Genomic DNA, 23,880 nt, shown 5'->3' with positions numbered 1-23,880 from the left:
TTCCACCGGGCGGCATCGCTAACAAATCGATACAAAGGCCGTGCGTTGGCCGGGTGCGCGGCGGCCGCTCAATATGCCCCTCAAGCAAAGGCTCCAGAACGTCAGCGCAGGGCGCCAGCCTTTTCAAGGCGATGCTTTGTCTGTACCACCGCAGGAAAAGACCGCCTCGGGGGGAATCAGTGAACAACAACAACGACGTTGCGAAATATGATTATGTCGTCGTCGGTGCCGGCTCGGCTGGCTGCGTGCTCGCCAATCGGTTGAGCGCCGACGGAAATCATTCGGTTCTGCTGCTCGAGGCCGGGCCCAAGGACAGCAACATCTGGATTCATGTCCCGCTCGGCTATGGCAAGCTGTTCAAGGAAAAATCCGTCAACTGGATGTACCAGACCGAGCCCGAGCCCGGTCTGAACGGTCGCCAGGTGTTCCAGCCGCGCGGCAAGGTGCTCGGAGGCTCCAGCTCGATCAACGGCCTGCTCTATGTGCGCGGCCAGCATGAGGATTACGATCGCTGGCGCCAGCGCGGCAATGCCGGTTGGGGCTATGACGACGTGCTGCCCTATTTCAAGAAGGCCGAGGACCAGCAGCGCGGCGCCGACGAGTATCATGGCAGCGGCGGCCCGCTGCCGGTCTCAGACTGGCGGCATCACGATCCGCTTTCGGAGGCCTTTGTCGCCGCCGCGGCTGAGGCCGGTATCCCTACCAACCGCGATTTCAACGGCGCAACGCAGGAAGGCGCGGGCTTCTTCCAGACTACGACGCGGCGCGGCCGCCGCGCCAGCACGGCGCAATCCTATCTGCGGCCGGCAATAGCGCGCAGCAGTCTGCGCGTCGAGACCTCGGCGGTGGCGCAGCGCATCCTGTTCGAGGGGCGGCGGGCGAGCGCGGTCGAGTACAAGCAGGAAGGACGCGTCCGCACGGCGAAAGCGCGCAAGGAAATTCTGGTTTCGAGCGGCGCGTACAACTCGCCGCAATTGCTGCAGCTCTCCGGCGTCGGTCCCGCCGGGCTGTTGAAACAGCACGGCATTAACGTCGTGCTCGACGCGCCCGGCGTCGGCAACGACCTGCAGGATCATCTTCAGGTCCGGGTGGTGACGCGATGCCTCCAGCGGGTAACGCTGAATGATGTCGTCAATCATCCGCTGCGGCGGATCTGGGCCGGCGTGCACTACGCCGCGTTCCGCCGCGGGCCACTGACTATCGCAGCCGGCACCTCAGGCGCGTTCTTCAAGACCAATCCGCGACTGGCTTCGCCGGATATTCAAATCCACTTCATCCCGTTCTCTACAGACAAGATGGGCGAGAACCTGCATCCGTTCTCGGGCTTCACCGCGTCGGTCTGCCAGCTGCGGCCGGAAAGCCGCGGTACGCTGAAGATCAAGAGCGCGGACCCAAGCGCGCCGCCCGAGATCCGGATCAACTATCTCGCGACCGAGACCGATCGCCGTGCTTTCATCGACGGCATCCGCATTCTGCGCAAGATCCTCGCCGCGCCGGCGCTGAATGCCTACTGCGCAGAGGAAGTCTATCCGGGGCCCAAGACGGTCAGCGACGAAGACCTGCTGGACTTCTGCCGCAACACCGGCAGCACGGTCTATCACCCGACTTCGACCTGCCGCATGGGTAACGATCCGCTTGCCGTGGTCGACCAGCGGCTCAAGGTTCGCGGCATCGAGGGACTGCGGGTTGTCGATGCATCGATCATGCCGGATCTGATGTCGGGCAACACCAACGCACCAACCATCATGATCGCCGAGAAGGCGTCGGACATGATCCTGGAGGATGCGCGGTGATTGTCGCGGCCCGCTTGCGGGAGAGGCCGACGTGAAGCCGGGGGTGAGGGGTCATCTCCACGATCTCTCCGAACACCCGTCCACCATGTCCCCCGTCTGAACAAGAAACGGGGGAGTGGAGACCTCACCCCCGATGCGCCCGCACGCGCGCCACCATCTGCTCGACATGGGCGATCGGGGTTTCCGGCTGGATGCCGTGGCCGAGATTGAAGATCAGCCGGCCCTCGCCGTAATTCTCAAGTACATCGTCGACCGAGCGGTCGAGCGCGGCGCCGCCGGCGATCAGAGCGAGCGGATCGAGATTGCCCTGAACGGCGACGCGTGTCTGCACGCGCTCGCGAATCATCGACGGTTCGGCCGTCCAGTCGATGCTGACGGCATCGACGCCGGTCCGCTCCACATAGGCCGGCAGCAAGCCGCCGGCGCCGCGGGGAAAACCGATGATCCTGGCATCCGGCACCTGTTTGCGCACGCCGGCGACGATGCGTCTGGCCGGTTCGATCGACCAGCGCGCGAATTCGCGCGGTGGCAGCACGCCGGCCCAGGTGTCGAATATCTGCAGGCAATCGGCTCCCGCCTTGAGCTGGCCGACGAGATACGCAATCGAGCTCTCGACCAGCACATCGATGATCTTTGCGAACGCCTCCGGATGCCGATAGGCAAGCATCCGCGCTGGCGCCTGATCCGGCGTGCCCTGGCCCGCCACCATGTAGGTCGCGACCGTCCACGGCGCGCCGCAGAATCCGATCAGCGCGACGTGCGGGCTAAGCTCGCGCCGCACCCGCCGCAGTGCCTCGTACACCGGCTCGAGCTTGCCGGAATCGGCGCGCGCGGCAAGCGTTGCGATCTCATCAGGCGTAGCCAGCGGATCTAGCCTTGGACCTTCGCCGGCCTCGAAGCGAACAGAGCGACCGAGCGCGTAGGGAATGACGAGGATATCGGAGAAGATAATCGCCGCATCGAAGGCAAAGCGGCGGATCGGCTGCAGCGTGACTTCGGCTGCGTAGTCCGGCGTGAAGCAGAGGTCGAGGAAGCTGCCGGCCTTTGCGCGCAGTTCGCGATATTCCGGCAGATAGCGGCCGGCCTGTCGCATCATCCAGATCGGCGGAGTGCTCTGCCGGCGCCCGGCCAGCACTTCAATGAACGGCTTCGTTGCGGAATCCTGGGGCACGCAAAGGTTCCTGACCACAGCGGATATCGGGGGCATCTGATACACGGCGCGTCGCGCCGGGCCAAGACGGTTTTGGAACTCCCGCTTCACCCGCAACGTTATCCGCCAAACACGGAGGACGCAGATGGCCGAGAAATTTGATCCTGCCGCGCATGACAAGCACGCCGAAGATCCCCGCGACGCATTGGCTGCGGACCGAGAAACTCACGCGAGGTTGCAGGCCGGCCTGGAGCACAGCTTTCCGGGGTCGGACCCGGTCAGCGCGGCGCAGCCCGCGCCGACCAAGCCTGATGGCGATCGGGAAAACCAGTCGCTATGGGACAAGGTCATCGCAATCTTCCGCTAGTGACGATGCGAACCGGGTTCGATCATTCAGGCAATGTCTCGCCGCGCAGCGGCGGCTCGAAACTGGTCACGCCCGTGGTCGGATGCATGATTGTGCTTGCGATCATTGCCGTGACATTGTGGTTGAAGTTCCACACATGATGCCAGGCGTACGGACAGCCGGCGGCGCGCGCCGCCGATGCACGCCTCAATAATGCGGCGGGCGCTCGTTGGCTGGGCCCGGCGCATGACGCTCGGCTTCCTGCAGCCGGTCGCGCAGTTCCGCGATCTGGCGCGCCATCGCGTCGATCTGCTTCCACTGTGCCATGATAGTCTGGTTCAGCGTCTCGATGGTTTCGTCCTGATAGGTCAGGCGGACCTCGAGCGCATCGATGCGTTCGCCAAGTTTCGCGGCGTCATTCATAGGCGGCGCCCCCGCGCGCACGTTGGCGCAGGCCATGGCCGAGCGCGACGCGCTCATCGAACACAAAGCATTCGCCACGCCATCGGCTGTCTTGTTCCGGCACCTGCTCGAGGTATTTCAGGATGCCGCCCTTCAGGTGATAGACCTCGGCAAAGTCGTGGGCGAGCAGATAGGAACTCGCCTTCTCGCAGCGGATGCCCCCGGTGCAGAACATTGCGATCTTCCGATGTCGTGCGGGATTGAGGTGGCGCGCGGCAAATTCCCTGAACTGTCCAAAGCTCGCGATCTTTGGATCGACGGCGCCCTCGAAGGTGCCCATCGCTACCTCGAAGGCGTTCCGGGTGTCGAGCACGAGCGTGTCGGGAGATGAGATCAACGCGTTCCAGTCGGCGGCATCGACGTAAGTGCCGACGTGCCGCGCCGGATCGACAGTGGCGTCGCCGAGCGTCACGATCTCCTTTTTGAGCCGCACCTTCAGCCGCTGGAACGGCATCGCGAGGGTTTCCGAGAATTTCAGTTCGAGATTATCGAGCCGGCCGCCGAACAGGGGGCCGCGCTGCAGTTCGGCGACGAAGATATCGATGCCCCTGGCGGCGCCGGCGATGGTGCCGTTGATGCCTTCATGTGCGAGCAGGACGCTGCCCCTGAGGCCAAGGGCGGCACCGAGTTCGCGCAGCGGCTCGCGCAGCACGTGAAAGTCGGGCAGTGCGGCGAACTGGTAGAAGGCAGCGACCTTGAGCGACATGGCCGGGGGTTTATCAGGCCGGCAGGGCCGGCGAAACCGGCAAAGCCATGCGTTACCGGGATGAATCCTCTGGCATGCCAGGCATTGCTCAGCCGGGCATGAATGTGTCATGTACGTGCCATCCACCCGACCAGCCCAGCAACCACGATCAAGAACCACGATCAAGCGAGCAGTCCGCTATGAGGAATTTCCATTTCGCCGGCCGTTCCACGGTCCATTCCCAGAACGCGATGGTGGCGACGTCGCATCCTGAGGCGGCGCTGGCGGCCATCGAGGTGATGCGCGAGGGCGGCACGGCGGCGGACGCCGCAGTCGCGGCCTGCGCGCTGCTCGGCGTGATCGAGCCGCAATCGACCGGCATCGGCGGCGACTGTTTTGCGCTGATCCAGCCCAGGGGAGAGGGCAAGATCACAGCCTATAACGGGTCCGGCCGTGCCCCGATGGCGGCGACCGCGGACTGGTATCTCGAGCGCAAGATCCATGCGGTGCCGTTGACGTCAGCACATGCCGTCAGCATTCCCGGCGCGGTCGATGCGTGGGACGTGATCCTGAGGGACCACGGCAAGTTCGGCTTCGACCGGCTGCTGCAGCCTGCCATCAAGGCCGCCGAACAGGGCTATGTCGTCGCTCCGCGCATTGCGTTCGATTGGAAGAACCAGTTCGAGAAGTTGAAGAACGGCACCAATACCGAGCGCTATCTGCTGCCGCACGGCAAGCCGGCGGTCGCCGGCGACGTGATCCGCCAGCCCGAGCTCGGCAAGACGCTGCGCGCGATCGCGCAAAAAGGCCGCGATGCCTTCTACAGCGGCGAGGTGGCCGCCGATATGGTGGAGACGCTGCGCGGGATCGGCGGCCTGCACACGCTCGAGGACTTCGCGACGCATTCGACCGAGACGACCTCGCCGATCGGCACGACGTACAAGGGCTACGACGTCTGGCAATGCCCGCCGAACGGCCCGGGCATCACCATGCTCGTGATGCTGAACATCCTGTCGCGCTTCGACCTCACGAAGTTCAAGCCGCTGAGCATCGAGCGCTTCCATCTCGAGGCAGAAGCCGCGCGCATCGCCTACATGATGCGCGAGCAGTATATCGGCGATCCCCGGCACGTCCATGTCGACGTCGCCGGCATCCTCGCAAAGGAATTCGCCGAGGAGCATATCAAGAACATCCGGATGGACCGGCTGCTCGACCTGCCAAACGTCGCGCCGCCGATGAATCCGTCGACCGTCTACATCACCGTGGTCGACAAGGACCGCAACATCTGCTCCTTCATCAATTCGATCGCGCATTCCTTCGGCTCGGCGATCGTGTCTGACAAGACTGGCATCCTGCTGCAGAACCGCGCCGGCGGCTTCCGCATCCAGCCCGGTCATCCCAACTGCATCGCGCCGGGCAAGCGTCCCCTGCACACGATCATCCCGGCGCTGGTCACGAAGAATGGCCGCGCCGTGATGCCGTTCGGCGTGATGGGCGGTCAGTACCAGCCGGTCGGCCAGACCCATGTGCTGACCAACATGCTCGACTATGGCTGCGACGTGCAGGAGGCGATCGACATGCCGCGCGGCCTGCACTACGAGGGCGTCTACCAGCTCGAAGACAGCGTGCCGGCCGACGTCGTCGAAGGCCTGAAGAAGATCGGCCACAAGACCACCAGCGTGGTCGGGCCGCTCGGCGGCGGCCAGGCGATCTGGATCGATTGGGACAAGGGCACGCTGACCGGCGGCTCCGATCCGCGCAAGGACGGCTGCGCGCTCGGCTATTGATCTTCGCGCAAGCCGGCAAACCTGCAGGTCCGCACGGAACAAGCTGTGATCGCAGAGGTTGGTGCTGAAAGCCCTTCCTCGCGAGGTTCATGATCCGTACCCTCGATTCAGATGACATCGAACAGGCCGATTTGCGCGGCGGCTCCTCACCCTGGTTTGCCGCGGCCAAGCATCCGCCGCGGCCGACACTTACCGAGAATCTTGCCTGCGATGCGCTTATCGTCGGCGCCGGTATCACCGGCTCGCTGGTCGCCGAGCGCCTCACGCGTCAGGGGCTCGACGTCGTCATCGTCGATCGTGAACATCCCAGCCGCGGCAGCACCGCGGCCAGCACCTCGATGCTGCTGTGGGAGATCGATCGCCCGCTCGTCGAACTGACGGAGTTCTACGGCTTCGAGCGCGCCGCGCGGGCCTATCGCGCGAGCCTCGATGCTGTGAAGGGCCTGACCTCGCTCGCACGCGATCTCAAGCTCCCCGGCAATATCAGGAACAAGACCTCGCTCTATCTCGCCGCCGGTGACACGGCATCAGATTTGCTGGAGGAGCACCGGCTTCGTCGCCGCGCCGGGCTGCCCGGCGATTTCCTGGACCATGCACGCCTGCTCGAGGCTTACGGAATGGCGCGGGCTGGTGCGATCGTATCGCCCTGCGCGGCCGATGCCGATCCCTTGCTGCTCGCACGCGGCCTGTTGCAGCTCGCCGTGACACGCGGCGCCCGTCTGTTTGACGCCGAAGCCACCGCCTTCGATGCGGCGGGGCATGCCGTCGTCGTTGGTCTGGACAACGGCCGGAACATCGAAGCCAGATCAGTGGTGCTTGCGACCGGCTACGTGATGCCTGATATCGTCCGCTCCTCGGTCCACACCGTGTCCTCGAGCTGGGCGATCGCGACCGCGCCGCAGCCGCAGAACATCTGGAGGAATGGTGCGCTGATCTGGGAGAACGCCAGAGACTATCTCTACGCACGCACGACGCCGGCGGGTCGCATCATCATCGGCGGCGAGGACAGCGCGGAGATCGTCGAGCCGGATGCGCGCGATCGGCTGATCCCGGAGAAATCGCGCCGGCTGGTGCAGCGCCTCGTGGCGCTATGGCCGTTTGCCGAGACGGAGATCGATCACCGCTGGGCCGGAACATTCGATACCACGAGCGACGGCCTGCCGTTGATCGGTCCCGTTCCGGGCGCGAAGGGCGTCTACGCCGCCTATGGCTACGGTGGCAATGGCATCACCTTCAGCTATCTGGCGGCGCAATTGATCGGCGATCTCATCGGCGGTGCGACGTCGCCGCTGCTGGACGATTTTGCGCTGGACCGCGACGGCGGCATGGCCGGTCACTGAAAAATGGCTAGGGATTTCGCCCGCGCTGCGCTAGAGACGGCCGTCTTTCCGAAGAGGTCTCAAGATGCGATCTTCCCGACGCACGATTATCACGACTGCGCTTGCCGCGATTGCGGCCACGATCTCCACGCCCGTTGTCCGCACCGCAACGGCTCAAACCGCAGGAAAGCCCATGACCACATCCTCAGGCCTTCAGATCATCGACAGCAAGGTCGGCACGGGCGCCTCGCCGAAGCCCGGCCAGATCTGCGTCATGCACTACACCGGCTGGCTGTACGAGAACGGCCAGAAGGGCAAGAAATTCGACTCTTCCGTGGATCGGAACGAGCCCTTCGAATTTCCGATCGGCCGGCGCCGGGTCATCGCAGGCTGGGACGAAGGCGTTGCCACCATGAAGGTCGGTGGCAAGCGCACGCTCATCATCCCGCCGGAGCTCGGCTACGGCGCGCGCGGCGCCGGCGGTGCGATTCCGCCAAACGCAACGCTGATGTTCGATGTCGAACTGCTGGCGGTGAAGTAAAAATCACCTTGGCGGCGAGGCAAAGTCCGCCGCCATCACAGAAGAAGACCGGCCCGCGAGGCCGGTCTTTTCAGTTTAGTCGCAATCCGATCGAAGACTTTGGATCAGGCTTTCTTGTTCGCCGCCGCGGCAGCCCTGTCGACCGCATCCTTGGCGACTTCCTTGGCATCGCCAAGCGCCTTCTGGCCCTTGCCCTTGGTCTCCTGAATCGCGCCTTCGCCCTGCATTTCCTCGGAACCCGTGGCTTCGCCGATTTTCTGCTTTGCCTTGCCCATCGCCTCGTTGGCAGTGCCCTTGATCTTGTCGGTCGTGCTACCCATGAACTTCTCCCTCTGTATGCATTGCGGTCTTGATTGGTATGACGGTCAACGCTTCGGAATCGCGAAACGTTCCGATTTTTTGCTCGCCGGGGGACGCGCTTTTCGTTAGCGTTCCGGATGCGAAACTTGCCTTGCGAAAGCAGGAACGATGAGCGGCTCCCACGACCACACCCATCACCACCGCGACGACGAACGCTGGAAGCATGACGGCGTTCGCGTGATTCCCGGCAATCAGCTTGATCCAAATGTTCCCTCGACGGCGGGCATGGATCGCAAGGCAGCGATCAATTTCGCCCGTGTCGGTGCGCAAAAATTGTGGGCCGGCACGGTCAGCATCAAGCCGGATGCCAAGACCGGTGCGCATCATCACGGCCATCTCGAAAGCATCATCTATGTCGTGAAGGGCAAGGCGCGGATGCGCTGGGGCGAGAGGTTGCAATTCACTGCCGAAGCCGGTCCCGGCGATTTCATCTTCGTGCCGCCCTATGTGCCGCATCAGGAGATCAATGCGAGCCGCGACGAGGTGCTGGAATGTGTGTTGGTCCGCTCGGACGGCGAGGCGGTTGCGATCAACCTCGACATCGAACCGGTGGAGAAGCCGGAGACGGTGCTGTGGGTCGATCCGGTGCACCGCCATCCCGACGAGACCCGGTAACGGATAGCGGGCTTACCGCCGTCGCGGAGCCTTCAGGCAACGGAGGATTCGCGTGACCTTGATTCGGTATGAGAGCACGGATCGCATCGCGACCCCCGCGTCTCCTGTCATTGCGAGCCACCGGGTCGCGCGAATGCGCGCACGCGGACGAATGGATTACTTCGTTGCTTCAGCGCAAAATCGCTTTGCGATTTTGTCGTGAAATCCTCGCAATGGCGTGGTTGGTGCCCTACACAAATACCCGGTGATCGATCGGCCGGGTCGGCACCACATACCCGTAACGGGTGTTCGACGGCTCAGCGCCTGCCTTCTCATACGCGGCCTTCATCATGGCGAAGCGGTCGCCTTTCAGCTCCAGCATCGCACGCCTCGGCTGGATGTCGTAGAGGCGGGCATTGTTGCCGCCGATGATCGCGCTCTTCACCGGCCCGTCGGCCGCGCCGAGCGGCGCATAGCCGAACTTCTTCTGCATCGCTTCGGGGATTTCGAGCCGCCGCAATCCCTCGATCTGCCATTGCGGCGCGCCGGTCCAGAGCGCATCGGTGCCCCAGCAGACGTGATCGACGCCGAGTCCCTTGATCAGCGTGCCCATCAGCGCTGCGCAAACATTGGGTTCTGCGACCAGTGTGGTCGCGAACAACTGCCCGACGTCACCATAGACATTGCTCACGCCGTATTGCGCGGGGATATCGGCGAGGTCGCTCGTCCAGGCGATGCGGCCGGTGCGCTCGAACTCCGCGAGCGCGACCCTCGGATCGCCGCCGACATGGCGATAGGCGGAGTGATAGATGATGAAGTTGAGTTGCGGCCAGTCCTTGGCGGCCTGGCCGACATCGGCAACGTCGGCGAAGCCGCGCAGGTTCGGATATTGCTTTTCGATGCCGGGCGGGAACAGTCCCTTGTGGACGCAGACATTCTTGATGCCCGCTTTCACCATCTTCTCATAGCCCTTGTAGGCGACCTTCTCGTCGTCGAGGCGCCAGGGATAGCGGCTGATTTCCTTGTGGGTGTTGTCGCCGATCGTGTAGCCCTTGCAGGACTCCGGCTTCAGCGCCAGCGCCGCATCCAGCTTGTCCAGCCAGCCGGGCTGGCCCGGCGTGAAGATGGCGTGGCAGAATACCCGCCGCGAGCCGGCCTCCTCGTTGATCTTCTTGCGCGCCTCCGCCATCTGCTCGTTGGTCAGGAACCAGTCCTGCTCGATATCCGACGGCGCCGATGAGATCAGCGAGATCTTGGTGTCGGAGTCGAGAAACATCTCCTTCTTGTAGTTGTTGAACTTCAGATCCTCGATGGTCTGCTCGTGATCGGAGAGCTGCTTGTTCCAGCCCGCCTTGCCGACGGCTTTGCGCATTTCGACGAAGCCCATGATGCGGGTATCGTCGCGCAGGAAATGCGTGTGCATATCCATGATGAACTGGTCTTTCAGTGCGGCGGCGCGCTCATCGGCCATCGCCGGCGTCGCGGCTTCCGCCGACGTCACATTGAACAGCGGGCCGTAGACCTGATTCATCGCGACGAAGGAGGCCGCCATGCCGGCCGCGGTCTGGAAAAACCGGCGTCGGTCCAGGCCTTGCTTGCCGCCGAGATCGTCGGCCATCGCGAGCAGCCGCGCCTCGACCTCGCGCTGCCGTGCGTTCTGCGGATCCGGATAGAATTCGTCGCTGGAGACAATTTGGGTCGGGATCGGCGTCTGGTACTGGCACAGTTCGGATGGCATCAAGGCGGCAAGTTCTTGTTCGGTCAGATTGCTGCTCATTCCTTGCTCCCGCTTCACGCCGGATGTTTCCGGTCGGACCGTGGTCCAGACTAGGCTTAACCTCGCCGGTCGTCCGCTCCGTCCACCAGCCGTTGCGTTCACAAAGTCGTGCACTGCATTTTGCCATCGTGAAATGCCGTCGCCCGCGAGTTTGCTAACGCTTCGCGCGCACTGCTATGGTCGAACAAGAGATTGGACGAAGAATCCAAAACGCGGGAGCATCGCCCATGACGCAGTCCGACCATTCGCGCGGCCACTCGCGCCGCGCGGTCATCAGGGGTGTCGGCAGTGCGGCAGCGGCCGGCATGCTGGCCGCGGCGCAGGCGCGGGCCGCAACGGCGGTCCCGGCCGAAGGTGACATCTGGAGCAGCGAATACTGGGCGAAGAAGGGCGACATTCCGTTGTGGATGTTTCGCAAGCGGATCGGCGCGCCGAAGCCGGCGGAGCCCGCGCGGCCCGTGGTGTTCTTCGTCCATGGCTCGTCGGTGACATCCAGGGTGTTCGACCTCACTGTGCCTGATAAGGGCGAATATTCGCTCCTGAACGAATTTGCCCGCTATGGCTTCGACTGCTGGACCATGGACCACGAGAACTACGGCAAATCGGGCCGCACCTCCGGCAATGCCGATATCGCGAGCGGCGTCGAGGATCTGAAGGCGGCGGTCGAGGTCATCGCCCGCGAGACCGGGCAGGCGAAGTATCACTTCGTAGGCGAATCCTCCGGCGCGCTGCGCGCAGGTGCCTATGCGATGGCGGCGCCGGAGCGCGTCGACCGTCTGGTGTTCGCGGCCTTCACCTATAAGGGCGAGGGCTCGCCGACGCTGACAAAGCGCGCCGAGCAACTCGCCTATTATCGCACCCACAACATGCGCAAGCGCGACCGCGACATGATCCGCTCGATCGCGACCCGCGACAAGCCCGGCACGTCAGATCCCACCGCCATCGAGGCGCTGGCCGATGTCGAGATGCAGTTCGGCGACCAGATTCCAACCGGGACCTATCTCGACATGACCGCGAACCTGCCGATCGTGCATCCGGAGAAAGTGCTCGCGCCGGTGCTGCTGGTGCGCGGCGAGCATGACGGCATCGCGACTGTCGCCGACCTCGAGGAGTTCTATAACAAGCTGCCGAATGGCGACCGGCAGTTCATCATCCTGCCCGGCACCGCCCATTCGGTGGCGCTGGCGATCAACCGCCAGCTGTTCTGGCACGTGACGCGGGCGTTCCTGACCATGCCGAGCCCGATCGCGACCTAAGGTCGGGCTGCGGCAGGAGGTCGCAAAAAATCCTTCGCGGTGATGTCGGGAGCCTGTCATCGGGTTCGTCCTTGAGGCAGAGCCCATGAAAAGGAGTTCCCATGGCCAAGATGATCTTCGTCAACCTGCCGGTGAGCAATCTGCCCCGGTCCACCGCCTTCTATGAGGCGGTCGGCGCGACCAAGAACCCCCAATTCTCGGATGACACCGCGTCCTGCATGGTTATCTCCGAGACCATCTTCGCCATGTTGCTGACACACGACAAGTTCCGGCAGTTCACGCCGAAAAAGATCGTCGACGCCAAGACCTCGAGCGAAGTGCTGATCTGCCTTTCGGCTGACAGCCGCGAGGCCGTCGACGAGATGGTCAAGAAGGCCATTTCGGCCGGCGGCGCCGCCGATCCGACGCCGAAGCAGGATTTCGGCTTCATGTATGGCCGGAGCTTCGAGGATCCCGATGGCCACATCTGGGAAGTGATGTGGATGGATGTCGAGGCCGCGACGAAGGCCCATTCGGCCGACGCCACCGCCTGAACCGCCTCCAGCAGCGCAAAGGAGCCCTCCATGTCCAAAGTGTCCCCCTGCCTGTGGTTCGACGGCGAGGCCGAGCAGGCCGCGAACCTCTATGTCTCGCTGCTGCCGGATTCGCGGATCGAGACCATCCAGAAGAACACCGTGGACGGTCCGGCCGGCAAGGCCGGCACCGTGCTGGTGGCCGAGTTCACTCTCGCCGGCCAGCGCTTCATGGCGCTGAACGGCGGCATGAAGGTGGAGTACACCCATGCGGTCTCGTTCAAGATCGACTGCGCCGACCAGGCCGAGGTCGATCGTCTCTGGGACGCACTGCTTGCGAACGGCGGCAAGGCCGATCGGTGCGGCTGGCTGCGCGACCGCTTCGGCGTGTCCTGGCAGATCGTGCCGACCGCGCTTGGAAAATATATCGGCGGCTCCGACCGCGCAGGTGCAGCGCGCGCGATGCAGGCGATGCTCGGCATGGTCAAGCTCGACATCGAAGGCCTGCGCAAGGCCTATGAGGGCAGGTCGGCGGCCTGATCGACGAATTCCCTCGGGGCCTTCCCGCGGGCGGGCTCTCTACCGGTGCAGAGGAGCGCGAAACGCGCGTTGTCGAACCATGAGGCCATTGTGCTGACCTTGGTTCGAGACGGCGCTTTCGCGCCTTCTCGCCATGAGGGGATCGGGCGGTGCTCGCGCGATGAAGCCGGTTCAGCCCGCACTTGCCTCACGCGCGCCCCCTGCGCCACACTCGGTCTGTGAACCCCGTGTCCGAATCACATTTTGTCCTGCGGCGTCAGGCAACGCGCACGGTGGTCGTCGCGCTGACGATCTTTGTCGTTGCTCACATCGTTTTGCTGCTGGGTATCACCACGCCGGAAAAGTTCTATTTCGACGAGGTGCATTACGTGCCGGCGGCGCGGCAGCTGCTGGCGCCGGACACGCGAGAGCCGCTGCTGAACCCGATGCATCCGCCACTCGCCAAGCAGATCATTGCGCTCTCGATCAGATCGTTCGGCGACGGGCCGCTCGGATGGCGCTATGGCGCGACGCTGTTTGGTGCGCTGGCGTTGGTCGGCGTCTATCTCTGCGGGCTGGCGCTGTTTTCCTCGCAGGAACGTGCGATAGCGGCGGTGCTGATCGCTTTCTTCAACCAGATGCTGTTCGTGCAGTCGCGCATCGCGATGCTGGATGTTTTCGCGCTTGCCTTCGGCCTGTTCGCGATCGCAGCTTTTGTCCACGGCTTCAGACAGCAGCGGCCGCAACGCTGGTTTGCGCTCGCTGGGCTCGCGGCGGGTTTTGCGATCGCCTGCAAATGGAGCGGGCTGTTCGTGCTGGCGACGTGCGTCGCGATCGTTGCCGTGATCCACCTGATGCAGGGTTGGCGCACGCGCTTCGCCGACGGCAATGCGGAGGATTGGTACCGGCCCGACCTGTGGCCGGATCTCCGTTTGCATCACGTCGCTGCGTGCTTCGTGCTGATCCCCGCGGTCGCCTATCTGTCGACCTTCGTGCCGCTCTATGGCCTCTCGCTCCCCGATATCGTGGAGGCGCAGCGCCGGATCCTCGCCGACAACACCACGACCGCGATCGCCAGCCACACCTATATGAGCTCATGGCCGTCCTGGCCGTTCCTGACGCGGCCGGTCTGGTATCTCTTCGACAAGATCGGAGAGGACCGCATCGCGGCGGTCGTCTTTCTCGGCAATCCGCTGATCCTGTGGCCGGCGTTGCTCGCGCTTGCAGTTGCGCTGCGCGACTGGATCGTTGCGCGAAGGGCCGATGCGTTCCTGGTGCTGGCCTTCTATTTCGGTCCGTATCTTGCCTGGGCGGTGCTGCCGCGCACCCTCGGCTTCATCTATTATTATCTGCCAGCCGCGACCACGGCGAGCTTCGCGCTGGTCTACGCGCTCACGCGCGGCAAGGCGCCGCGCTGGCTGCTATGGGCCTTCGTCGCGATCGGCGGCGCCGGCTTCATCGCGATGCTGCCGATCACGGCGGCCTTTGTCGGCACGTCGACGGCGACATTCAATCGGCTGATGCTGTTCCAGAGTTGGATCTGAGGCCCGCTGGATGACGTGATGGCGGATTGTTCAGTTGCCGAGTTCCGGATTTCGAATAAGGATCTGAAGGGGGGCCGGCGGCCGCTGTTTTTGCGGCATGTTGCCAGTCGCAATCCCGGTTCGTCCGTGCCGGTCTCCTTACAGCATTATAGGCCCTGATCGAATCAGAACCGAAGCTCCTGGATCACGATGCGATTGGGTCGAATCACAGATATCCGCGGGTGCGCTTTCCACAACGGCGCGAATCCCGCTACATTGCAGCGCGATGTCCCGCACCACCGAACCCCTTATCGTGAGCAATGCGGATGCCCGCCGTATCTGGCTGCGCGCGCAGCGGCTCGACACAGCGACGCCGTTCGGCGAGGGAGCGGCTGCGGTCGCCGCCGCCGTCGATCACCTCGGCTATGTCCAGATCGACACTATCAACGTGATCGAGCGCTGCCATCACCACATCCTGTTTACCCGCATCCCGGAGTATCGCCGCGCCGACCTCCGCCAGGCGCAGACCGCAGACAAGAGCGTGTTCGAATACTGGACGCACGCATTGTCCTACGTTCCCGCCAGGGACATCCGCTTCTTCCTGCCGGCGATGAAGGCGCACAAGCGGGACGGCCATAAATGGTATGCGTCGGTGACGCCCACAGACATGCGGAAGGTCATGCGCCTGATCAAGGCCGGTCCGCTCACCATCCGCGACATCGAGGATGATGTGCTGACCGAGAAAGAGCACCTCTGGCAGAGCCGCAAGCCATCCAAGCGCGCGCTGCAGCTCGGCTTCTACACCGGCGTGCTCACCATCAGCGAGCGCAACGGCATGCTCAAGACCTACGAGCTGATGACGCGGCATTTCGGCTGGGACAGGCCGCCGAAGCCGGCCTCGGCGGCGGAGACGATAAACTATCTCCTCGATCGCGCGCTGCGCTCGCAGGGGATCGTCAGCCTGGACTCGATTTGCCATCTCGATGCGCCGAGCAAGAAGGCGGTGCGGCGGCTGATCGACGCGCGTCTCCGCCGCGGGGAGCTGGTGCCGGTCGCAGTCGAAGGCGCGGGCAAGCAGGAGCACTGGGCGCGGCCCGAAGCGCTCGAGCCGGCCGGCGATGGCGATCCCGGTCTCGTCCATATCCTGTCGCCGTTCGATCCGCTTGTTATCCAGCGCAAGCGCTCAGAGCTTTTCTTCAACTACGGCCATCGCTTCGAGGCCTATGTGCCGAAGGACAAGCGCGTGTTCGGCTATTTCGCGCTGCCGGTGCTGGTCGGCGACGATATCGTCGCCGCCATCGATCTCAAGACCGATCGCCAGAACAGGAAACTTTTGATGCAGAAGTGGACCTGGGTCGGCGTTGGAAAGAAACAGGCCGCACGCAAGGAACTGAAGCGCCGCATCGAGGATGAGCTGCACCGCTTCGAGCGCTTCCAGTTGGCGGAGTAGGGCGCGTGCCTATAAATCGCGACACTCGGCGCACTTGACCTCCGCTTATCGTACCGGCGCAAAGCGGACGTCGTGGGAGGTCGCCAGTGGCGGTGGTTGCAAGCGTGCGCATTTTTCCTTCGGCGGATTGGATGCCGCTCAAGAAACCGTCCGCAACATCGGCGTCATCGTCGGCGAAGAACCGTGTTGTATCTCACCGATGATTCTGAAGCCGTGGCGTTCATAAAAGGAAATGTTTCGAGGATTCGAACTTTCGAGATAGGCGGCGATGCCGTCCTTGTCGCATCGTCGAAGTGCGTGTCTCATCAGCAACGTGCCGAGACCTTGGCCGATCCAGTTCGGATCGGCGGCAATGAGGGGCAAATACCAATGCGGCTCGCGGGGATGGTGTTTGGCCATTCCCTGAAGCACGTGCGCCATATCCTCTGAGATTTCCGGACGCAGGGCGCTCGCCACCGCTGCCCCCATGGCCGATTCATCGGGCTCGACGCCGGGCGGCAGCCACAGGGCGGCCGCGCGAGCCCCTTCCGTGATGTCTGCTGTGCCATGCTCGAATGCCCGGCCGCCAAATGCCTTGACGAATTGAGGCATAATCCTGAGATATTCGGAAGAGTCGGGCCAAGCCCAGCGGGTCATTGGATCGGCTGCAAAGCCGAGCACAATGGTGCTGATGGCGCTTGCTTGAACGTTTACGCCCGCGGATTTGACTTCCGACTCCGCTGTCATGATGTCGTCTCCCAGTCATCAATGGCGTTGGGAGGTCGAAATGAATAGCTAACAATATTGGAATTCAGCAGGGTTCGTCACTCGCCTAACTCTGCGTCAGGTTGCCCCACGTATCGATTCGTCCCTCCCCAATTGTCGGCTGAGGGTCCACAATCCTTTGAGCACAACTAGTCTTCTGCGCTCCCAGAAGCGGATTTCCCGTTCCGGCCGTTTACGAGTACGCGCCCCGGCGGACAGCCCATCCGTCATTTTGCGAGGAGCAACGACGAACCAGTCGATCGTTGCCATGCGCTAATCCGTTTGGCGCTGTGTGCTATGAGTTTTTGCCATTGCTCGACGCGCTGTCAGTCAATAATCCGTCAAGCCAAGCAATACCCCCGAGGGAAACTCATGAGCCAGACCGCCACGATGGCGCCGAAAAGCGGCACCCGCAGCGACATCGAGACATCCACCATCCGCGCGATCTCGGTCCGGTTGATTCCTTTCCTGGTGCTGGCCTATTTTTTTTCCTATCTCGACCGCGTCAATCTCGGGTTCGCTGCGCTCGAGATGAACGCCGACCTGAAATTCTCGCCATTGGTATTCGCCTGGGGCGCTGGCATCTTCTTCATCGGTTACTTCATATTCGAAGTGCCGAGTAATCTCGCGCTGGAAAAATTCGGCGCCAGCCGCTGGATCGCCCGTATCATGGTGACCTGGGGCATCATCTCGGCGCTGATGGCGACCGTCAGCGGGGAATGGAGCTTCTACGTGCTCCGCTTTTTGCTCGGCGTTGCGGAGGCAGGTTTCTTCCCTGGCATCATCCTCTATCTCACCTATTGGTACCCGGCCGAATACCGTGCCCGGTTCCTGGCGGCCTTCGCGCTCGCGGTTCCCATCTCCACAGTGATCGGCGCGCCGATCTCCGGCCTGCTGCTTGGGCTCGACGGGGTGATGGGACTGAAGGGCTGGCAGTGGCTGTTCATCATCGAGGGCATCCCCTCGGTGCTGCTCGGTATCGTCACCTGGTTCTATCTCACCGACAAGCCGGAGAAAGCGGACTGGCTCACGGCCGAGCAGAACGCGTGGCTGAGGACGAAACTCGACGCCGAAGTCGCGGCCAAGCAGGCGGTGAAGCACTTCACGCTTGGCGAAGCACTGACGTCGCCCCGGGTGCTTGCGCTCAGCGCGATCTATTTCGGTTTCGTCGGCGCGCTCTATGGCATGCAGTTCTGGCTGCCGCAGATCGTCAAGGCCTTCGGCCTCACCAATGCGCAGACCGGTTTCGTCACCGCGATCCCCTATCTGTTCGGCACCATCGCGATGATCCTGTGGGCACGCCATTCCGACGCTACGCGCGAGCGCGTCGCCCATGTCGGTGGTCCGTTGCTCCTCACGGCGCTCGCGCTAGGGATCTCCAGCTACATCACCGATCCAACCACGACGATGATCGTGCTGACGATCGCCGCGATCGGCATCTTCTGTACCTTCGCTGTGTTCTGGACGCTGCCGACCGCCTGGCTTTCCGGCACCGCGGCAGCCGGCGCCATCGCGTTGATCAACTCGATCGGCAATCTCGCCGGTTTCGGCGGACCGTATCTGATCGGTTGGGTCAAAGAATCGACCGGCAGCACCTCGACGGGATTGCTCGTGCTGTCGCTGCTGCCGCTCGCGGCCGGCCTGCTCGTGTTTCTCGGTGGCCATGACACCAAGACGGAGTTCGCCGGGGCAGGGCAGACGAACTAGTCGCATCATCTCTTTGCGACCTTCGAGGGGCTTCACTCGCTGTAGAATCATGATGCGATTAGGTCGCATCCCATCATGATCTGATCTCCTCGTTTGAGCATGATGCCCCGCGCAAACGCTTCGCGTTTGTCGCGAACCCACAAATCCGGCAACGCGCCGTCTTCAGCCCACGCCAACCTCCATTGCACATCCGCCGCCCCGCGCTCGGGGGATGGAACCTCACGATTTGGTGTTTACTGATGAATATTGACATTTGTCAGTGTTCAATCAATACTCATCATAAGCGGTCAGCTGATGGAGATATACGATGCTCGTCCGTTCGATTTTTTCTAACTATTACAAGCTCTTCATGGGTGCCGCGCTGGCCTTTTCGGTGATTGCGCTGACCGGCTGCAATGAAATGGCGGCTGAAAAGGTCGACCCGGGACGCCCGGTGCTTGTCGCAACCGTCCATTATGAGGCTGAGACCCCCGAGCGCAGCTTTGTCGGCACGATCAAGCCCCGGATCGAGGCCGACATGGGCTTCCGCGTTGCCGGCAAGGTGGCCAGGCGCCTTGTCGAGGTCGGACAGACCGTCGATATCGGCCAGCCACTTGCCACCCTTGATGAGGTCGATTTGAAGCTGCAGGCCGAGCAGGCGGAGGCCGAATTCCGCGCGGCCACCGGTGTGCTGGCGCAGGCAGGCGCCGCCGAGCAGCGTGCCATGGACTTGAAAGGCAAGGGCTGGACTACCGACGCGCAGCTCGATTCCGCCAAGGCCGCTGCCGATGAGGCCCGCGCTCGCCTCAACCGAGCCGAGCGCTCGGTCGAGTTGACCAGGAATTCCCTCTCCTACGCGACGCTGGTTGCTGACACCCGTGGTGTCGTCACTGCGACCATGATCGAGCCCGGCCAGGTGGTTGCCGCGGGCCAGGCCGCGATCCGTGTCGCCCGACTAGGCGAGAAGGAAGCCGTCGTCGCGATCCCCGAGACGCTTCTCAATCGTGCCAGGTCGGGCGTCGCCACTGTGACACTATGGACCGATGCGAAGAAGACCTATGCCGCGAAGCTCCGCGAGGTCGCGCCCTCGGCCGATCCCGCAACGCGCACCTATCTCGCAAAATTCTCGCTGCCTGACGCGGGTGACGACGTTTCGCTCGGCATGACCGCGACCCTGACGCTCGCCGACGCCGCAACCGAGCGCGTGGCGAAGTTGCCGCTGTCGGCGCTGTACAGCCAGGGCGGCGATCCTTCCCTCTACATCGTTGATGACAAGGGCGAGGTCGCGCTGAAACCGGTCAAGGTGAAGGGCTATGAGAGCAACTGCGTCGTCATCGCGGGCGGTGTCGATGAAGGCGCCCAGGCTGTGGCGCTCGGTGTGCAGAAGATCGATCCGAGCCAAAAGGTGCGGGTCGTGTCGTCGCTGTCGTTCTAGTCCGCGTCGTTGCGATCGAAGCAATAACGGTTTTGGAAATTGGAGAGTGACATGAAGCGCTTCAATCTCTCAGGCTGGGCGGTCAGCCATCCGACCCTGGTCCTGTTCCTGATGATCGTGCTCGCCGCCGCCGGCTTCTTCTCCTATCAGAAGCTCGGCCGCGCCGAGGATCCGTTCTTCACCGTGAAGGTCGTGAACGTTTCTGTGATGTGGCCGGGCGCGACCTCGCAGGAAATGCAGACACAGGTCGCCGACCCGATCGAGAAGAAGCTGCAGGAGCTGCCGTTCTTCGAGAAAGTACAGACCTATTCCAAGCCGGGCTTCACCGCGATGCAGGTCACCTTCCGGGACTCGACGCCGCCGAAGGACGTGCCTTACCTCTTCTATCTCCTGCGCAAAAAGCTCGCCGATGTGCAAGGCCAGTTGCCATCAGGTATTCTCGGCCCCGTCGTCAATGACGAATTCTCCGACGTCGACTCTATCCTCTATATGATGACGGGTAGCGGCGCCGACTACGCGCAGCTCAAGAAGGCCGCCGAGGGCTTTCGCCAGCGCCTGCTCAAGGTGCCGGGCGTAACCAAGATCGATCTCTACGGCGTCCAGGATGAGCGCATATATGTGGAATTCTCGCATGCAAAGCTAGCGACGCTGGGCATCACGCCGCAGGCGTTGTTCGATTCCCTCGCCAAGCAGAACAACGTTACGCCGGCCGGCATGGTCGAGACCTCCTCGCAGCGTGTGCCGCTGCGCGTGACCGGCGCGCTCGATGGCGCCAAGGCCGTCGCCGAAACGCCGGTCGAGAGCAACGGCCGGGTATTCCGTCTCGGCGACATCGCGACGGTCACCCACGGCTTCGTCGATCCGCCGAGCTTCGTCGTACGCCAGGAAGGCAAGCCGGCGCTCGGCATCGGCATCGTTACCGCCAAGGGCGCCAACATCATCGAACTCGGCAAGGACGTCGAAAAGGCGACCGAGGAGTTCATGAAGGCCGTGCCGCAGGGCATCGACGTCGAGCAGATCGCCGACCAGCCGAAGGTCGTCGAGCATGCCGTCGGCGAATTCGTTCATTCCTTCATCGAAGCGCTCGCGATCGTGCTGTTCGTCTCCTTCGTTGCCCTCGGCTGGCGCACTGGCATCGTGGTCGCGCTGTCGGTCCCTCTGGTGCTCGCGATCGTCTTCATCGTGATGAACACGATGTCGCTCGACCTGCACCGTATCACGCTGGGCGCGCTGATCATCGCGCTCGGCCTGTTGGTCGACGACGCGATCATTGCAGTCGAGATGATGGTGGTGAAGATGGAGCAGGGCTGGGACCGCGTCCGCGCCGCGTCCTTTGCCTGGGAATCCACTGCGTTTCCGATGCTGACCGGCACGCTGGTCACGGCGGCCGGCTTCCTCCCGATCGGTTTTGCCAATTCGGCGGTCGGCGAATATGCGGGCGGCATCTTCTGGATCGTGGCGATCTCGCTGGTCGCCTCCTGGTTCGTCGCTGTGATCTTCACGCCCTATATCGGCGTCAAGCTGCTGCCGAACATCGCGGTTCATGCCAATCACGATCCGCACGCAATCTACGAGACGCGGCTCTATCGCGCCTTGCGCAGTGTGGTGCAGTGGTGCGTCAACCATCGCGGGAAGGTGGTGGCGGCTACCGCCGGAATTTTCGTGGCCGCGATCGTCGCATTCGGTCACGTGCAGCAGCAGTTCTTCCCGCTGTCGGAGCGGCCCGAACTATTCCTGCAGCTCCGCCTGCCCGAGGGCACCGCCTTCAACGTCACGGAAAAGGCGGTGAAGAAGGCCGAGGCGCTGCTCAAGGACGACAATGACATCACGACTTATACGGCCTATGTGGGCCAGGGCTCGCCGCGCTTCTGGCTCGGCCTCAATCCGCAACTGCCGAACGAGGCCTTTGCCGAGATCGTCATCCTCTCCAAGGACGTCGAGGCGCGCGAGCGCGTCAAGGCCAGGATCGAGCAGGCGGTTGCTGACGGTGCACTGAACGAGGCCCGGGTCCGGGTCGATCGCTTCAACTTCGGACCGCCGGTTGGCTTCCCCGTCCAGTTCCGCGTGATTGGGCCTGACGCAGGCAAGGTGCGCGACATCGCCTACCAGGTGCGCGACATCATGCGCCAGAACCCGAACGTCAAGGACGTGCAGCTCGACTGGAACGAGCAGTCGCCATACCTGAAGCTGGTCGTGGACCAGGACCGGGCGCGAGCGCTCGGCCTCACGCCACAGGAAGTCTCGCAGGCGCTGTCGATGCTGATCTCGGGTGCGCCCGTGACCACCATCCGCGACGGCATCGAAAAGGTCGGCGTGGTCGCCCGCGCGGTGCCATCGGAGCGGCTCGATCTCGGCCGCGTCGGCGAACTCACGGTGACCTCACGCAATGGTGTCGCTGTGCCGCTGCAACAGATTGCGAAAATCGAGTATGCACATGAGGAGCCGATCCTGTGGCGGCGCAACCGCGACATGGCGATCACGGTGCGCTCCGACGTCGTCGACGGCGTGCAGGCGCCTGACGTGACCAACCAGATCTCGCCGAAACTGAAAGAGATCCAGGACCATCTCGAGCCGGCCTATCGGATCGAGCCGGGTGGAGCGTTCGAGGAGTCCGCGAAGGGCAATGCTTCGATCTTCATCCTCTTCCCCGTGATGGTCATGGTGATGCTGACGCTGTTGATGATCCAGCTCCAGAGCTTCTCACGCCTGTTACTGGTCTTCCTGACCGCGCCGCTCGGCATTGTCGGTGCCTCGCTGGGGCTGAACGTCGCCAACCAGCCGTTCGGCTTCGTGGCGCTACTCGGCTTGATCGCACTTGCCGGCATGATCATGCGCAACGCGGTGATCCTGGTCGATCAAATCGAGACCGACGTCGCGCACGGCCTGACCCGGCGGGAGGCGATCGTGGAGGCCACCGTCCGGCGCGCCCGGCCGGTGGTGCTGACTGCGCTTGCTGCAATCCTCGCCATGATCCCGCTGTCGCGGTCGGCGTTCTGGGGCCCGATGGCAATCACAATCATGGGCGGTCTGTTTGTTGCGACCTTTCTGACCTTGCTGTATCTGCCGGGGTTATACGCCCTGTGGTTCCGCAAGAGCCTGGAGGAAAGCGGAGTCGGGGAGACATCCATTTCTGCGCCGCAGCATGCGGGGGATGCAAAACCGGCAATTCCGCTTGCTGAAGCGGCTGAATAATTGAACAGTGCGGCATGCATTGACGAGTCCTGACAAATGACGCTGGTTTCGGAACATATCGAGCGCGACACCCGGGAGCGGATTCTCGTGGTGGCCGAGCGGCTGTTCCGCCAGATCGGCTATCAGAAGACCACGGTCGCCGACATCGCCAAAGAATTGCGCATGAGCCCCGCCAACGTGTACCGCTTCTTCGAATCGAAGAAGGCGATCCACGAGGGCGTGGCGCGCGGCCTGATGGGCGAGGTCGAGGTGGAGGCGCGGCGGATTGCGCGGACCCCAGGACCGGCGGCCGTGCGCCTGCGTGAGCTGATGACGACCGTCAATCGCATGAACACGGAGCGCTATGTCGGCGACTCCAAGCTGCACGAGATGGTCGAGATCGCGATGCAGGAGGACTGGGACGTTTGCGTCGTCCATATTGAGTGTATTGCCTCCATCATTGGCGAGGTGATTGCCCAGGGTGTGGCCTCGGGCGAGTTCGAGGCGCCGGACCTGCAGCTCGCCTCGTTGTGCGCCTGCACCGCGATGATGCGCTTCTTCCACCCGCAGATGATCGCCCAATGCGCCAACAAGCCGGGCCCGACAATCGACCAAATGATCGATTTCGTCATCGCCGGCCTCTCGCCGCGCTCCAGGGCGAATTGAATCATTCTTCAGTTGACTCTTCGGTCATCGCGGGCGAAGCGAAGCAATTAGAAGCGAAGCAATTCATGGGCGCGGCGCGATTGCTTCGTGCCTTGCGCTCCTCG

General features: G+C 63.2%; 21 protein-coding genes. 15 read left to right on the top strand and 6 right to left on the bottom strand.

Translation table 11 applies throughout. From position 1 onward, the window contains the following. Positions 1-179 precede the first annotated feature (179 nt). On the top strand, positions 180-1,793 hold the full coding sequence (locus tag JQ553_RS11800) for a choline dehydrogenase (RefSeq protein ID WP_312015127.1): 1,614 nt from the start codon (positions 180-182) through the stop codon (positions 1,791-1,793). Positions 1,794-1,917: 124 nt separating this feature from the next. On the opposite strand, the gene hemE is transcribed toward JQ553_RS11800, so the two are convergent. Continuing rightward, positions 1,918-3,000 (bottom strand): uroporphyrinogen decarboxylase, encoded by a 1,083-nt coding sequence (gene hemE / locus JQ553_RS11795; protein ID WP_212500101.1) that lies wholly within the window; start codon positions 2,998-3,000, stop codon positions 1,918-1,920. Between the two features lie 88 nt (positions 3,001-3,088). Between hemE and JQ553_RS11790 the strand changes: the two genes are divergently transcribed. Next, positions 3,089-3,310 carry a hypothetical protein gene (locus tag JQ553_RS11790; protein ID WP_212500100.1) on the top strand — a complete coding sequence of 74 codons (222 nt, stop codon included), beginning with the start codon at positions 3,089-3,091 and terminating at the stop codon, positions 3,308-3,310. 186 nt (positions 3,311-3,496) lie between these two features. On the opposite strand, the gene JQ553_RS11785 is transcribed toward JQ553_RS11790, so the two are convergent. Continuing rightward, on the bottom strand, positions 3,497-3,712 hold the full coding sequence (locus tag JQ553_RS11785; RefSeq protein WP_212500099.1) for a SlyX family protein: 216 nt from the start codon (positions 3,710-3,712) through the stop codon (positions 3,497-3,499). Then, entirely contained in the window at positions 3,705-4,457 is a 753-nt protein-coding gene (locus tag JQ553_RS11780) for a rhodanese-related sulfurtransferase (protein WP_212500098.1), read from the bottom strand. The genes JQ553_RS11785 and JQ553_RS11780 overlap by 8 nt, the downstream gene beginning before the upstream one ends. A 179-nt stretch (positions 4,458-4,636) precedes the next feature. On the opposite strand from JQ553_RS11780, the gene ggt reads away from it, so the two are divergent. The 3 genes from ggt to JQ553_RS11765 all read left to right on the top strand — a co-directional run bounded on the left by ggt (position 4,637) and on the right by JQ553_RS11765 (position 8,083). Beyond that, positions 4,637-6,223: a gamma-glutamyltransferase gene (gene ggt / locus JQ553_RS11775; RefSeq protein ID WP_212500097.1), complete on the top strand. Its 1,587-nt coding sequence runs from the start codon at positions 4,637-4,639 to the stop codon at positions 6,221-6,223. A gap of 89 nt (positions 6,224-6,312) precedes the next feature. Further along, positions 6,313-7,563, top strand: a complete 1,251-nt coding sequence (locus JQ553_RS11770; RefSeq protein WP_212500096.1) for an FAD-binding oxidoreductase — start codon at positions 6,313-6,315, stop codon at positions 7,561-7,563. 64 nt (positions 7,564-7,627) lie between these two features. Then, the gene (locus tag JQ553_RS11765) at positions 7,628-8,083 is read left to right on the top strand and encodes an FKBP-type peptidyl-prolyl cis-trans isomerase (RefSeq protein WP_249144167.1); all 456 of its coding nucleotides are present in this window, start codon (positions 7,628-7,630) and stop codon (positions 8,081-8,083) included. 104 nt (positions 8,084-8,187) lie between these two features. Here JQ553_RS11765 and JQ553_RS11760 read toward each other — a convergent pair whose 3' ends face one another. Then, positions 8,188-8,403, bottom strand: coding sequence for a CsbD family protein (locus JQ553_RS11760; protein WP_212500094.1), 216 nt, complete (start codon positions 8,401-8,403; stop codon positions 8,188-8,190). A 148-nt stretch (positions 8,404-8,551) separates the two neighbouring features. On the opposite strand from JQ553_RS11760, the gene JQ553_RS11755 reads away from it, so the two are divergent. After that, positions 8,552-9,058 (top strand): cupin domain-containing protein, encoded by a 507-nt coding sequence (locus JQ553_RS11755; RefSeq protein ID WP_212500093.1) that lies wholly within the window; start codon positions 8,552-8,554, stop codon positions 9,056-9,058. Between the two features lie 229 nt (positions 9,059-9,287). On the opposite strand, the gene JQ553_RS11750 is transcribed toward JQ553_RS11755, so the two are convergent. Next, entirely contained in the window at positions 9,288-10,814 is a 1,527-nt protein-coding gene (locus JQ553_RS11750; protein WP_212500092.1) for an amidohydrolase family protein, read from the bottom strand. Between the two features lie 227 nt (positions 10,815-11,041). Between JQ553_RS11750 and JQ553_RS11745 the strand changes: the two genes are divergently transcribed. The 5 genes from JQ553_RS11745 to JQ553_RS11725 all read left to right on the top strand — a co-directional run bounded on the left by JQ553_RS11745 (position 11,042) and on the right by JQ553_RS11725 (position 16,074). Continuing rightward, positions 11,042-12,070, top strand: coding sequence for an alpha/beta hydrolase (locus JQ553_RS11745; RefSeq protein WP_212500091.1), 1,029 nt, complete (start codon positions 11,042-11,044; stop codon positions 12,068-12,070). Positions 12,071-12,171: 101 nt separating this feature from the next. Continuing rightward, complete coding sequence (locus JQ553_RS11740) at positions 12,172-12,603, top strand: VOC family protein (RefSeq protein ID WP_212500090.1); 432 nt, start codon at positions 12,172-12,174, stop codon at positions 12,601-12,603. A 30-nt stretch (positions 12,604-12,633) separates the two neighbouring features. Then, positions 12,634-13,122, top strand: a complete 489-nt coding sequence (locus JQ553_RS11735; RefSeq protein WP_212500089.1) for a VOC family protein — start codon at positions 12,634-12,636, stop codon at positions 13,120-13,122. A 227-nt stretch (positions 13,123-13,349) separates the two neighbouring features. After that, positions 13,350-14,645 (top strand): phospholipid carrier-dependent glycosyltransferase, encoded by a 1,296-nt coding sequence (locus JQ553_RS11730; protein WP_312015126.1) that lies wholly within the window; start codon positions 13,350-13,352, stop codon positions 14,643-14,645. A 265-nt stretch (positions 14,646-14,910) separates the two neighbouring features. After that, entirely contained in the window at positions 14,911-16,074 is a 1,164-nt protein-coding gene (locus JQ553_RS11725) for a winged helix-turn-helix domain-containing protein (RefSeq protein WP_212500087.1), read from the top strand. A gap of 138 nt (positions 16,075-16,212) precedes the next feature. On the opposite strand, the gene JQ553_RS11720 is transcribed toward JQ553_RS11725, so the two are convergent. Beyond that, positions 16,213-16,800, bottom strand: coding sequence for an N-acetyltransferase (locus JQ553_RS11720; RefSeq protein WP_212500086.1), 588 nt, complete (start codon positions 16,798-16,800; stop codon positions 16,213-16,215). 390 nt (positions 16,801-17,190) lie between these two features. Between JQ553_RS11720 and JQ553_RS11715 the strand changes: the two genes are divergently transcribed. The 4 genes from JQ553_RS11715 (at position 17,191) to JQ553_RS11700 (ending at position 23,776) form a co-directional block, all read left to right on the top strand. Continuing rightward, positions 17,191-18,525, top strand: a complete 1,335-nt coding sequence (locus JQ553_RS11715) for an MFS transporter (protein ID WP_212500085.1) — start codon at positions 17,191-17,193, stop codon at positions 18,523-18,525. A gap of 307 nt (positions 18,526-18,832) precedes the next feature. Further along, complete coding sequence (locus JQ553_RS11710) at positions 18,833-19,939, top strand: efflux RND transporter periplasmic adaptor subunit (protein WP_212500084.1); 1,107 nt, start codon at positions 18,833-18,835, stop codon at positions 19,937-19,939. A gap of 51 nt (positions 19,940-19,990) precedes the next feature. Then, positions 19,991-23,131 (top strand): efflux RND transporter permease subunit, encoded by a 3,141-nt coding sequence (locus JQ553_RS11705; RefSeq protein WP_212500083.1) that lies wholly within the window; start codon positions 19,991-19,993, stop codon positions 23,129-23,131. Positions 23,132-23,167: 36 nt separating this feature from the next. After that, on the top strand, positions 23,168-23,776 hold the full coding sequence (locus JQ553_RS11700; RefSeq protein ID WP_212500082.1) for a TetR/AcrR family transcriptional regulator: 609 nt from the start codon (positions 23,168-23,170) through the stop codon (positions 23,774-23,776). The last annotated feature ends 104 nt before the right edge of the window (positions 23,777-23,880 follow it).

This window comes from Bradyrhizobium lablabi (assembly GCF_018131005.1).
Classification (GTDB): domain Bacteria; phylum Pseudomonadota; class Alphaproteobacteria; order Rhizobiales; family Xanthobacteraceae; genus Bradyrhizobium; species Bradyrhizobium lablabi_D.
The sequence above is the reverse complement of the archived record's forward strand: the minus strand, read 5'-3'. Positions and strand labels throughout refer to the sequence as shown.

Coding starts and splice junctions, on each gene's coding strand:
- JQ553_RS11745 (WP_212500091.1), top strand. CDS start 11,042: ATGACGCAGTCCGACCATTCGCGCGGCCACTCGCGCCGCGCGGTCATC.
- JQ553_RS11760 (WP_212500094.1), bottom strand. CDS start 8,403: ATGGGTAGCACGACCGACAAGATCAAGGGCACTGCCAACGAGGCGATG.
- JQ553_RS11740 (WP_212500090.1), top strand. CDS start 12,172: ATGGCCAAGATGATCTTCGTCAACCTGCCGGTGAGCAATCTGCCCCGG.
- JQ553_RS11725 (WP_212500087.1), top strand. CDS start 14,911: ATGTCCCGCACCACCGAACCCCTTATCGTGAGCAATGCGGATGCCCGC.
- JQ553_RS11705 (WP_212500083.1), top strand. CDS start 19,991: ATGAAGCGCTTCAATCTCTCAGGCTGGGCGGTCAGCCATCCGACCCTG.
- JQ553_RS11715 (WP_212500085.1), top strand. CDS start 17,191: ATGAGCCAGACCGCCACGATGGCGCCGAAAAGCGGCACCCGCAGCGAC.
- JQ553_RS11780 (WP_212500098.1), bottom strand. CDS start 4,457: ATGTCGCTCAAGGTCGCTGCCTTCTACCAGTTCGCCGCACTGCCCGAC.
- JQ553_RS11700 (WP_212500082.1), top strand. CDS start 23,168: ATGACGCTGGTTTCGGAACATATCGAGCGCGACACCCGGGAGCGGATT.
- JQ553_RS11785 (WP_212500099.1), bottom strand. CDS start 3,712: ATGAATGACGCCGCGAAACTTGGCGAACGCATCGATGCGCTCGAGGTC.
- JQ553_RS11770 (WP_212500096.1), top strand. CDS start 6,313: ATGATCCGTACCCTCGATTCAGATGACATCGAACAGGCCGATTTGCGC.
- JQ553_RS11750 (WP_212500092.1), bottom strand. CDS start 10,814: ATGAGCAGCAATCTGACCGAACAAGAACTTGCCGCCTTGATGCCATCC.
- JQ553_RS11755 (WP_212500093.1), top strand. CDS start 8,552: ATGAGCGGCTCCCACGACCACACCCATCACCACCGCGACGACGAACGC.
- JQ553_RS11765 (WP_249144167.1), top strand. CDS start 7,628: ATGCGATCTTCCCGACGCACGATTATCACGACTGCGCTTGCCGCGATT.
- JQ553_RS11710 (WP_212500084.1), top strand. CDS start 18,833: ATGCTCGTCCGTTCGATTTTTTCTAACTATTACAAGCTCTTCATGGGT.
- JQ553_RS11735 (WP_212500089.1), top strand. CDS start 12,634: ATGTCCAAAGTGTCCCCCTGCCTGTGGTTCGACGGCGAGGCCGAGCAG.
- ggt (WP_212500097.1), top strand. CDS start 4,637: ATGAGGAATTTCCATTTCGCCGGCCGTTCCACGGTCCATTCCCAGAAC.
- JQ553_RS11790 (WP_212500100.1), top strand. CDS start 3,089: ATGGCCGAGAAATTTGATCCTGCCGCGCATGACAAGCACGCCGAAGAT.
- JQ553_RS11720 (WP_212500086.1), bottom strand. CDS start 16,800: ATGACAGCGGAGTCGGAAGTCAAATCCGCGGGCGTAAACGTTCAAGCA.
- hemE (WP_212500101.1), bottom strand. CDS start 3,000: ATGCCCCCGATATCCGCTGTGGTCAGGAACCTTTGCGTGCCCCAGGAT.